The sequence below is a fragment of the Acidisoma sp. S159 genome, from assembly GCF_009766125.1.
Lineage (GTDB): Bacteria > Pseudomonadota > Alphaproteobacteria > Acetobacterales > Acetobacteraceae > Acidisoma.
On the sequence record NZ_LMUG01000011.1, the window covers coordinates 100,692 to 112,666 of the forward strand.

General features: G+C 57.6%; 6 protein-coding genes and 4 pseudogenes. All 10 read right to left on the reverse strand.

Translation table 11 applies throughout. The features are described from left to right. Positions 1-79 precede the first annotated feature (79 nt). Positions 80-402, reverse strand: a pseudogene (locus tag GSQ92_RS06530) (helix-turn-helix domain-containing protein); the annotation flags it as partial. A gap of 54 nt (positions 403-456) precedes the next feature. After that, on the reverse strand, positions 457-1,527 hold the full coding sequence (locus tag GSQ92_RS06535; protein WP_159013179.1) for an IS110 family transposase: 1,071 nt from the start codon (positions 1,525-1,527) through the stop codon (positions 457-459). A gap of 392 nt (positions 1,528-1,919) precedes the next feature. Next, entirely contained in the window at positions 1,920-3,350 is a 1,431-nt protein-coding gene (locus GSQ92_RS06540; protein WP_159013180.1) for an SDR family NAD(P)-dependent oxidoreductase, read from the reverse strand. A gap of 269 nt (positions 3,351-3,619) precedes the next feature. Beyond that, positions 3,620-3,757 (reverse strand): annotated as a pseudogene (locus GSQ92_RS06545) (IS5/IS1182 family transposase); the annotation flags it as partial. Between the two features lie 158 nt (positions 3,758-3,915). Continuing rightward, the gene (locus GSQ92_RS06550) at positions 3,916-5,427 is read right to left on the reverse strand and encodes a tetratricopeptide repeat protein (RefSeq protein ID WP_159013181.1); all 1,512 of its coding nucleotides are present in this window, start codon (positions 5,425-5,427) and stop codon (positions 3,916-3,918) included. Continuing rightward, complete coding sequence (locus GSQ92_RS06555) at positions 5,424-6,761, reverse strand: hypothetical protein (protein ID WP_159013182.1); 1,338 nt, start codon at positions 6,759-6,761, stop codon at positions 5,424-5,426. Before GSQ92_RS06555 ends, GSQ92_RS06550 begins: the two co-directional genes overlap by 4 nt. After that, positions 6,762-7,892 carry a hypothetical protein gene (locus GSQ92_RS06560; protein ID WP_159013183.1) on the reverse strand — a complete coding sequence of 377 codons (1,131 nt, stop codon included), beginning with the start codon at positions 7,890-7,892 and terminating at the stop codon, positions 6,762-6,764. It abuts the gene before it with no gap. A gap of 26 nt (positions 7,893-7,918) precedes the next feature. Continuing rightward, positions 7,919-9,019 (reverse strand): M48 family metallopeptidase, encoded by a 1,101-nt coding sequence (locus GSQ92_RS06565; protein ID WP_159013184.1) that lies wholly within the window; start codon positions 9,017-9,019, stop codon positions 7,919-7,921. An 831-nt stretch (positions 9,020-9,850) separates the two neighbouring features. Next, positions 9,851-10,930: pseudogene (locus GSQ92_RS06570) on the reverse strand (IS1380 family transposase); the annotation flags it as partial. Positions 10,931-11,540: 610 nt separating this feature from the next. Continuing rightward, positions 11,541-11,696, reverse strand: a pseudogene (locus GSQ92_RS31590) (transposase); the annotation flags it as partial. Positions 11,697-11,975 lie beyond the last annotated feature (279 nt).

An 11,975-nucleotide genomic window follows, 5' to 3' on the forward strand; every position in this document is an offset into this window, starting at 1 on the left:
TCCGACAGACGTGTGCAAGCCCGTAGGGCTTTCCGCTGCTGGGCGACAGCGTGCGGCTCATCGCCTCGGCCTCCGGCGGCCCAAAGGGCCGCTGTTGCCCTCCAGAAGGGCGATCTTCTGCTCCAGCAGTTCGCGCTCGAGCAACATCTCGCCAAGCCGTGCCTTGAGGCGGTCGCTCTCGCGCTCCTCACCATTCGGGGCCTTGGTCGCCAGGCTGGCCTCGCCGCCGTCGAGGAAGGCGTCGCGCCAGCCGCTCAGCGTCGCCGCGGTCACACCGAGCGAGCGCGACACCATGTCCAGGTCCTCGCCCCGCAGGAGGCGCAGCACCGCCTCACGCTTGCGCTGCCGCGACATTCGGCCGCCGTGGCCAGCGCCAACGGCATCCATCTGCTGTGTCGTCATCGTCTATCCCTCTCACGGATACCGTCCGCTTACGGGATGATGCTCCTATGTTGGTCAAGCGGCGGTGGCGGGTATGTTGGGTGTGATCGGCTCGCGACGGAGATGCGCAAAGATTTCGCGGGCGACGTAGCGTTTGAGGCAGCGAATAATCTCGGCCTTGCTCTTTCCCTCCGCCGTGCGGCGTTGCACGTAGTCGACCGTTGGCTGATGGCCTCGCATGCGCGTCACGACAACCCTGTAGAGGGCCGCGTTCGCCTGTCGGTTGCCGCCACGGTTTAATCTGTACCGTTGGGTCCTTCCGCTGGATGCGGGGATCGGGCATACGCCGCACAGTTCGGCGAATGCCGCTTCCGAGCGGATATGATCCTGGTTGTCACCAACGAGCAGGAGCATCTCTGCTGCGGTGCCGCTTCCGATCCCATGCACCTCGACCAGGTCAGGAGCACGCGCGCGGGTGAGCGCCTCAAGATGAGATTGATGGACCTTGATCTCGTCGTCGAGCGCAAGCCAACGCTGGGCGAGCGCCCGCAGGCCGGCCTTGGCCGAGGCGACAGTCGAGACGATCGGTCCTGGCCGCAAGGCGGCGAGATGTCGGATGAGCATCATCTTGCCGCGCAGAAGTTCAAGACGCTCACGCAAGGCAGACGGGATGCCGACAATCAGGGCCTTGATTGCCAGCATGCTCTGGCTCCGTGCCTTGACCGCAGTATCACGCGCCACCTTGAGATGGCGGATCATCTCCACTGTGCTCGTGCCCGATTTAGGAAGACTGGTCGCCTGGCCGCCGAGGACCGCCCGAGCAGCCGCCTCGGCATCGATCGGGTCACTTTTGCCCCTCTGATGTCGCAGTTGCCGATCGGAACGGTTGACCTCGATCACGGCATGTTCCTGCCCGCGCAGGAACCTTGCGAGGGCCGCTCCGTACGATCCAGTGCCCTCGACGCCGAAGGCCCTGATGGTGCCGAACGAGCAGGCCCAAGCCGCGAGATCACGATAGCCTTTTGCGTTTGTTGGAATGGTGATGGTGCCCAGGCGCATGCCGAGTGGGCTGACCACCACGGCAACATGGATGTGCTTATGAGTATCGACGCCGACGACAACCTCGGCAGCAGCAGTCTGGTTCATGGCAGGAGACTCCGAACAGGTTGCGGAGCCTGACGGTCGAACGAGCGGACAGGACTGTGATGGGACCAAAGCTTCAAGCTCCTATGAGGTCACGTCTCGCCCGACCGACAGGCGCTGCCTGGAAGGCCGACAAATCATCCCTAAGACACGAGGTCAGTCTCATTCAGGGTCAGGAAAACCAGGCAGCGCATACAAACTCACAGTCTCATTCAACTGTGCAGCGGAGGACAGAAGGACAGAAGAACGACCGCTTACGATTGTTCTGGGCTTGGATGGGCGGTTGAGGATTAAGTTACAAGGTAAAATAGCCAAGTTGTGGCATGTGGATCGACCCCGTTGCGTAGCTTCGCGGGTGGGGCAACCGCTGCGATCTCAGCTATGTGCGACGAAGGCTAACGCCCGCCCTGAACCATCGCTCTGATCAGCGGGAGCAGAGCCTCGGCAACGGATGGCGTCGCAGAGGTTCCCGAAAAACCGGGATTTTGGTCTGTTGCAAGACGAGGTAGGCGCGAAACCATGACGTGGAAGTTAGCTATGCTTTCGTTCATGTCTTGGCACAATTGCTCGCCGGCAGCTTTCGCCATCGCATATTCGACAACCCCGGCCGGCCGCGCTTCCACGAAGACAGAAGAGGGATAAAGCGCGGAAAGTCGCTCCGGCTCACGAGCAAGCAGCGTCTGGCAGCAATCATAGAACCCCGTGACATAAAACCGAAGAAAATTGGCAAGTTTTTCCGTTTCAAACAGCGCATTTCGGCGGCCACCGATCATGGGCGTGGCAAAATAGTAGAGTTGATCCGGAACTGTCTCGATCGAGGCCAGCTGGGGGGCAATAGGCTGGCCGACATCCAACTTTACGACATCACACCTGCCGCCCTGCGCTTTGATCTCTGTGGCCACCCGTTCCGCGTCACTACGCCCGACAGCATAGGTGATGATCGTATTTCCGCCGCCGGCCGCAACGAGCTTGGCAACCACCTCGCCAATGCCGCGCGATCCTCCGATCACCAGAGCATTTCGGCCCGCAAACTCGTTCGGGACGACTAGCCGGGCTACGTCCTCCGAAGAAGATTGGACCGTCGGCCGATGCCGCACCATACTGGTCAACGACCCGACCCAGCCGCCGCCCCAAACCGCAGATACGATGCGGCGGTGCATCTGGCTTGCGCTTGTCACTTGGAAGCCGATGTAGTCGGTGCCGTCATCATCGGCTGCTTCTAGCGTGATCCTGTTGAAGATCGAGTGCAGACCGGGGCAGACCATGCCGACTAACCGGGTGAAGCCGCCCAGTGCCGCCACACCTCGATCGCCAAGCAGGCGGGCCGTGTGAGGGAAAGCTGCGGCTATCATGGCCACCGGTTGGGCAAACGGAATCGCGCCACTCATCGTCTCGATCTCCGTTTCCGGCGGGTCAATCGCGGTATCCGCGTCGAAACTCACGATGGACTTCGGCTCTGGCGACGCTGCGCGCTTGTCGCCAAATCCAAGTAAGACGGTCATCACGGTTACGCCTCCGGCGCGCGCCTCCACACGAATCCGCGTGACATCGGATTGCAACAGTGCGATTTCGACTTGTTCACCAATTGTCACGAACGTATCAAAGTTTACCCGCAAGCTTGCCATGGGAAGGCTGTTGGTGGTTTCTTGCGCCACGCAGCCGAGGCACCAGAGCAGGTTATGCATGCCATGTACAACCTGCGCGCCGGCGCCGGTTCGGCGCGCCGTCACACGGTCAACATGCATCGGGTTGAAGTCTCCAGACAGGGTCGCGAATTTCAACTGGTCGGCTTCTGTGAAGATGCGACTCGCAACTATGCGGCTCAATGTCGACCTCCTAGCTAACGATGGTGATCATAATACGCACGTGACATGAGGTCGATGCATCACCAATGGCCTCTTGGCAGGCGATTCGTGGCGCGAGAGGCGGCTCACCTTAGCCGGGGGCATCCAAGACGCACAAAACCGGCCCGCGTGTGCCGAGGTGGGCGTGGAAAGGGCAGCGCATGGTTAGGCAGGGGCGGGCTCCGCCTACCGATGAAGCCCCCGTCGTAACCGATGGAGAACAGGAGAAGGCGCTAGGAGTCGGTCCAAGATCAATTTATTCGTTGGCAAAGGTGTCGCAGCATCGATCGCACTGAAGCCCAGCGCAGGAATGCCAGGAGGTTTCGGTTGAGGCACTCCCAGTCCTTGCTGAGGCCTCGGCAACGGTTCAACCAGGCGATTGTCCTCTCGGCGCAGGCGAATGCTCCTTGCGAGCGCCAGCACCGTCTCGCCGGCATCCCTGCGACAAAAGTCCGCCCTCGGCGGATTGAGCTCGAGTTCCCCGGCGCGCCGATGACGGGCAATCGCGCATTCTGGTTTTTGATCCGCCTTAGTGCCGCGAAACGGCCTACTCTGATGTGACAGAATGCGGCCCTCGCAATTGCAGAGCGGTCTGGCACACCGACAGCCACGCACTGAAAGGCGATGCCATACGCTCTGATCCATCGTCTGCTCTTGACGTCTCAACCTGATGAAGCCCGCCAACCAGCAGCCCCGGCAGCTTCTGTTCTACGAACGGCGGCGCTGCCTGATCGTTATGCCGCTTTATAATGAGCAACGTGTTGTCGCCAAAAATCTGGATCGCGCGGTGCATTCGCAGAACGATTTCCTCATTGAGCGTTGATCCAATCCCACTTTGCCAGACGAAGACCTTTTCCGCTGCCCGAAGGTCATCAAGTAACTTTCGCTTGAGATATCGCATCCGGCGGAACAGTTGCTCGTGGAGCTGCTCAACCGAGCCGTGATACTCACTTCTCAGGATGAATGTGTGCATCATCATCTGATATTGATTCTCGTACAGAAAATATTCGGGCCCGTTCGGCCTTATCTCGAAATTGGATTTCCTCTCGAAGGCACCGAACTCGTCTTCAAGAGCCGAGCAAAGCTGTTCCGGTGATGATGCCATCCACCTCAGCAGACCAAGAGGCTCCGCACCAAAACGCCTTTGGGCCAGCCCAAATTCACAGTTTTCACCCAGGCTCTCGAACTGCATAAACAATTCCCGGTCGGACTTCGGGTCAAGTTCCTCTACTATACTTTTCCCGCACACGGTGGAAGTTTCCGCCTCGTAGTCGATCTCTTCGAACCGTCTACGTGCCTCAGTCTCCCCCCTCCCCTCCACGACAGCGGAATCGTCGGGCCACCGCAACACCAACAAGTCCCAACGTCGCACTGCCTCGTCCCAGTCTTTGCGGTAGTCTGCGACTCGGGCATGTTGGATTGCGATGCCAACGTCTTCAGTAAAGCGCTCAACGGCGGCCGACAATATCGTTTCGGCTTCTTCAAGTAGATTTAGATACCGCGTTAGAATCAGACCTAACATGGTCGGAGCGAGTGGATTTTCAGGAAAATGCATTAGAAGGTAATGCCAACGATTTCTTGCTTCAGCCCAATCACCAACCCGATCACCGTTTAGCTGGGCCGACCAAGCGTAAGACACCGCAATCGCCGATTCCGTTGGGAAGCGCGTTAGAGCCCGCTGTAACACCTCATCGGCCTCATCGTATCGACCTTGAGCGATCAGGAGATCACCTACGAATTGATAACCAGTGGCCATATCCGGAAAATGGGTGCGCAAGCGTTCAAAGCGGCGGATCGCCTCCTCTGCGTCTTGCTGAGAGTATGCAATCAGCGCATACGCTAACGCGGCATCGCAATCATCCGCATACCGCAGGGTAAGGCTGCCGATTATGTGTTCCGACTCCATCACGTGTCCAGTTACAGATAGACTTCGCGCTAGACCAAGCCAATCATTGCGCGACTTTTCCCAGCTATCAAACGCATCAATCCAGTTCCTCTGCTGAAGCAAGTCCGCAACTTGCTGAAGTTGCGTGCGCAACATCGATGCCCATTCGGTCATCGAAGTGCCTCTTGAAGTCGGACAATCATATTGCATGCAAAGCGGGACGAAAGATCTAGCAACCTTTGCTGATTGAAGCTGAGACGCGGAAGCTCGGCGTGATATAGCTCATGGACATCTGCGATCGACCATGCGCCAAGCTGGGCTACCAGTCGGTATAACTGATTGAGACGGTCTCCCATGTCGTCCGCATCATCGTAGGCATTGTCAAACATCTCGAGCGGGGCAAACCCGTGATGTGAAAGACGTTGGAGGTGATGTGCGTGGCCGAACACGAGGAAGGGTTGCATGTTCGCTATTGCTTTGCAGGTTTTCTCGGTGATGAATACATCCTCGCGCTCGCCTTCCATGGCCGTCTCCGTCACGATCTGTACATACGTGCTCGAAAACAGATCGCGGGTCTGGGTGCGAAAAAGAAACTGCTCGGGCTGGCCGCTGTTCTTCCCCATGTCGATGTCAATTACCCAGGGCAGGGTCGAAAACAGCTCCGCTCGTATCGATTTCAGATCTTTCCATAGGGCAGGTGCCATTCGCTCCCCAACGAGGTCAAGATACCGGTCCTCCGACGCCCAATCCCCCGAATAACCAGGGGAAGGCATTGAAACTACACCTTGATTCCGCAGACCTGCCGCACTGATCATAAGGGACATGAGAAATCTGTGCCAGCGGGGGCGCCTGTTCAGCGAAAGGAACTTCATCGGCCGGAACGTGGTGTCCAGGCGTTCGACATCCGCCATCGATACTATGCGCTCTGGCATGTCCGGCCAATTCTTTTGCCGAAACTCAGAACCTGAAAACAGTAACCAAAGGTCGTCCCCCAGAATCTGGAAGCTCGACGACGCAGAGCGACCGCGTTCTTGCAAAAAGCGATTATACCGCGCCTCGATACCGTGATTCGACACCAGCACCACGACTTTGCTCGGATCGATATTTAAGCTGGTGACAAAATCAGTCATGCCCTCCAGGAACCACTCACCTAATCCAGCCTCAAACGAATAATCCACCAACACCCGTAGCCGCGGATGTTCTGCAATGATTCGCGGGAGATCATTAAGGTGCGATGCGAGGGGCGGCGTCCCGGTGCCATCGTGGCCGGTCCAGTTGGTTGGATTCCCGTACAATCCAAACACCAAGTAGCCAGGATCGTGTCCCAGGTCCGACAGTCTGCGGTGCGCGACGAACCTCCGGGCGGAACAATACTCGATGTATTTCACCAGAGATGACTCTTGGCAGCCGGAGATCACACCCTTGCGGTTGACGGGAATGCCTTGGTGATAGACGGCTTCGTCAAAAAAGACGAAGTTCAGACAATCGCTGATGTAGGGTTTAGTCATCTAAGTGCGCCACGGGTTAGGCGTGGTGATCGTTGTAGTTCTGTCGCCCGCAAACAATCCGTTCATCACTCCGCGAACGGTTTCGGCATCGACGGTGACCGGACCGTTGATTGCGATGTGATTGCCGGGAGACGGGCACCAAAACACCCAACCACCGATATGGCAATTGCGAAGCGACAGAGCTCCAACCGTGTGCCGTGCGCCGGTAAGCTGTAGCAGGCCTATGTTAACTTTATTAACCGTACATCCTACCGCGGTAGTGGCTCCAATAACACAGCCATTCGGGGGTCCGTTAATCGACGTGCCGTTCACCTCAGGAGAAATGCGAATCAGACAATCCGCGCCGGCCTTCTCACTAGATCCGCATTCAATAAAGTAATTGCCGTCGAGTTCATGATGCCCTCCACTGCCTGATATGACGATACCGCCTCCGGTATTCATGAATTGATTGCCGATAACTTTCGCGTGCTCGGTAGCACAACCTGGCCCATCGGCGTTGATGACAATCCCAGGCCCGCACGGACTTAGGTGGCTCCCGTGGATCGAATTATTCTTGAAGCACGCGCGGCTTGCGGTATGCTGCGTTCCTTCTCCACCAACACCGGTAAACAGAATCCCGTTTGCTGTCCCTAACACATAAGCATAACAGTTTCGCACAGTTGCATCCTGCGGCCCCTCCCAATGGTCATACGAGCAATTATTCTGCCCGAATGCATGACAATTCTCTACGAGAGTGCCTTTGCAAGCTAACATCGCGGTTGCGTCATTGCCGCCTAAGAAGACGGCGTCTCGTACTACGATCTTGCTGGCCATGCGCATCGAGATCGCATGCGTAGATCCGTCTCTAAACGATCCGTAGTCGTAGGTGCCCCCTTCGAGCGTGATGTCATGATCTATTTTTTCAGTTCCATAAGGAACGTCAAAGTTCCTGTTGGTAAAGAGGGCAAAACCTGATGAGCTTGCAGCGAAGTGAGCCCCATAAGCGCGCAGCTTCGTATTCGAAGCGATTCGCAACGAGGCTGATAAATAATACTTGCCCGGCGGGATCTCGGCTAGCTGACCCGCTGCTCGGTCGAGGTGCAACTGTATGGCCTTCGTGCTGTCAGCCGCAAAAGACGGGGCGATAGTCATAGCCAGCAATCCGCGTCGAGTGATAGTCATGAGATTAGCCGCACTGTCTCCCGACAGATGCTCGTCCAATGTTCGAACGCGATTGGCCATGTGTCATCCGGCAAAGGGCAGGACTTGTCCAGATAGCCAAAAGCCATTGTATCGGATATCCGCCTTGCTGATCCAGCGATGTTTTCTCCATCCTCAATGCGTACGCAGAGCAAACGGTTCGGCCCATACGCTTTAACTGCCTTGTCAATTTCGAACAAGGTCGCGACATCCGTCTCTAGATGATCCTTAAAGATAAAGATCTTTTCGGAAGTCTGAAGGTCATCAACCAGTTTCTCGCGGAGCCATTTGAGTCTTCTGCAATGCTGCGCCAATAGTTGATCTGGGTCGCACGACCCAGGAGGCACGAAGGTATGAAAAATCAGCTCGTTTCGAATATCTTCTATGAAATATTCATTCGAACGCGACACGCTGATGCGGGTGGTCTTCGGATCTCCTATTCCGGCAAACTCAGACGCCAAAAGCGCAACCATCTGCGCTGGCCTCACATACGACCACCGAAATAGTTCCACAGGCTCAGCCCCGAAATGCCTCTGCACCAGTCCAAATTCGCAGTTTTCCCCCAGACTCTGGAAACGCATCACTAGTTCATGACTAATGACGTCATGTACGATTGGGACATCTACGATACGCTGCGCTGGAGCCTCTGCGCCTTCTGAGTTCAACTGCCAGAGGGCTCGACCGTAACCGTCGATCAGTCCGGGATGGTCAGGTTTCATCAGCAGAAGTTCACCCCAGAGTTGTGCCGCTCGCTGCCAGTTACATTTTCGGGTAGCAATTTCTGCCAGGACCATTCTGGAGTCCACGTCGAGACCACCATAGTTGAAACGACTAAGGTAAGTTTCCGCTTCATCCATCTCCCCACGCTCAATCATGCACCTTGCAACCCCGGCTGGACCTGTCGATACCTCCGGAAAGAGCAGCGCCACAGCCTGCCAACGTCGCGACGCTTCCGCCCACTCAAAGCGATAATGCGCTGCCCAGGCATATTCGACCGCAAGCGCGTATAGCCGTTCATAGAGGACGTAGTCTCGTCCATCAGGCGCGGCTTGTACCGCCACAGGTTGCAACTCAGACATGAACTCTCCGCCGTGACTTAAGCGTTTCGAGCTGCGAGCTTAGTGCAACGGTGCGGGTTCCTGGCAAGCTAAAACAGCGCCTATACCTTTTGGGGAGGCTAAGAACAAATAAGCAGCCAGGCCGCTTGCGGCAGGTCCTCAACACGACCGCGCAGCTCAAGCCGCCAGGCACCAAGATAGGCACAGGCATCATCCTCGTCGGCCACCCAGGCGTGCATCTGGGGAACGAGCTTCCGCTAGTCTAGCAGTAGCTCATAGACGCTGGCTCAGCAAACCTTTTAGTAGCCACTCACATCCAATAGCGATCGGCGTCCTAAGGCCGTAAAGTGTTCTAAGGACATTCAGGGGTGTTCTCCTCGCTGCCGTTCCATTTTGGGCAGACCTCAACGAGAAAGTCTGCCAACGGGCATAGTCTTATCTTTTGGGTGCCCTCCTAAGAGGTATGTCGCCGGAACCAATCTGCGGAGGATATTCGCCATTGACGCCGGGAAGACAGTGCGCAGCATGTGTTGAGATCGACCTCTGGCTCGGGATTTCCCGCTCTGGCGTAACCACTAAGGTGAATTCCTGCGGTAACAGAAGCCGGCAATGGCTGAATGAAATTTAGGCGGTGCCACGAAATGCTGTCGCCACAAGACGTCCGGTAGCCGTACGATTGTGCTCGCTTGATGAGTATCATGAGAGGCCTGTCGAGGCCCTCCCAAGGCACGCGACTCTCATCGGAGCTGGAGGCACAACATGCGAAATTGGCCGGCTGGCGGACGATCGAGTGGCCTCCTCCACGGCCAAAAGCACTTCGATCGCGCGGGCCGAACGAATGCACGCACCGATGGTGCGATCAGATGCGAGTTGGGCTTTGTGCAGCTTGATCAAATTCTCGGCCTGACCCCGGGCGCAGTATAAGGTGTCGTACAGCCACTCGGCGCTGCCGCCGAGCAAGTTGGTCACCACGAAACGTATGTCCAAACCTTTTGTGGTCGCTTCGATGCGTGCCGCCACCCGCCGCTGGCAGTGCCAGGATTGGGCGCCATAGCGCGTCTCGATATGGCCGCGCACGACGGGTGCCTGTTCCTCGGCGCGGCGCACCCGAATATCGTCGGCGGTTAATTCCAATAGACGGTTCAACACGGCATTGCCAGGCAAGCCGAGGATGTAATCCACGCTATTGGCTTCGCGCCACGTCATCACTTCGGACCGTCCGTAATGACCATCGCCCCGAATGGTCAGCCGTGTCTTGGGCCAGTGGCTGCGAATACGGCGCACAAGTCGGCGCAGATGGTTGCGGATTTCTGCGCCCGACGGTGTTTTGCCGGGCCACAGCAGCACGGCGACGGGGCGTGATGTCGCCGTGTCGTAGATATGGATCGGCAGAAAGCACCGCTCATCGTAGTGCGCATTGAAAAGCGAGAGCTGCTGATGGCCATGAACGATATCGACCGTGTCGTCGATATCGAGGGTCACCGCCCGCGGCGGCCGGACATAGCTTTCGCAGTACAGATCGACCATGGCGTAGGTCAAGCCGATCACTTCACGCAGGGTGGGTGCATTCTCCCAGCGCGAGACCGTGGGCTGAGAGCATAAATTTGTACCGCTATCAGGGAGACGCCCACAGGCCAGCTTGAAACCTGGATCGCTGCGCAGATAATCGAGGTCGTCGGCATCCTCATATCCGCAGGCAATCGCAAGCATGCGCGCGCGCAGGATATCGGCCACGCTGTGGGTGATGAATGCTGGATTGCGCGGGTCGGCAATCAACCCGGCGAAGCGCTCCGCGATGCCCATGTCGCGCTCGACAGCGGCGAGCAACATAACGCCACCGTCCGATGTCAGGCGACCCCCATCGAAAGCCGCAGTGATTTTCTTCCGCCCAATAGCTGGAAAGCCGAACGTCTCGGTCGTAGTGTCGGACATGGCGGGTGTGGCTCGGTCTGATCAGGTGAGTGGAGTGGTCTCGACACCCAATCCTCAAGCAAGATCAATTGCTTATGCGACACCCGCCAGCGAATCTCGGACATGCGCTGCATAAGAGCGGCTTCTGTAACGGGCCCTCCTGTGTCAATCCCTTTCGAGCGTGATCCTGTCGCCGGTGTCTTGCTTCTGTCCGGGGTCGGCGCTTTGGCCGCCACCTGATGGGGTCTGATGAGGATCGGCCGGCCAATCTAGAAGAGCGCGGTCAGTGGCGAAGCGCCGCGTCCGCTCTTGCGGTCTGACCTGATCCATCGTCCCGGCGACGGGACCTGCTCCGGGCGACTGGTGCCTTGTGGCCGCCCAAACTTGCGATCTCTCCTCTGTTACGCTGCCGCAGCGGCCTTGCCGGCCACGAACGTCGTCCCGTCGACCAACATCCGGTGCAAGACGACGGCGAGCTTGCGCGCCAACGCCACTTTAGCCTTGCGCATGCCAGCGCGCTTTGCCACCCGCATAGCCCAACTCTCAGCGAAGAGACCTTCACCGGCCGAGTTAGGATAACGTTCGCGGCCTCATAAAGTGCAGTTCGCACGCTTGCGTCTCCAATCTTAGAGATCCGTTCAGTGACGTCTGTCTCACCCGATTGATATTTCTTTGGTGTTAGGCCAAAATGCGCTCCAGTCGCTTTTGACGACTTGAACCGGCCTGGGTCATCAATGGCCGCAACGTAGGTCAGCGCCACCAACACGCCAACACCGGGAGTCGTCATGAGGAGCCGGGCGCGGGCGTCGTCTCGCGCCAACGAGACAAGCCGCTTCTGCAGCTTGCCCAATTGCTCGCCGAGTGTCGCGCGCGCGAGCAATAAAGCGTCGGCTACAGCCACCAGGGTCGGGTGTCCTTCTACCAAGGCGTTGTCACGTTAACTGGCGGTCTACGACGGCCTGGGCGAGGATGATGACATGAAGAAGCTGCCAGACCCGCACCATCGCCACCGTTTCCCGGCAGACCTCATCAGCCACGCTGTATGGCTCTATCACGTGTTCAGCCT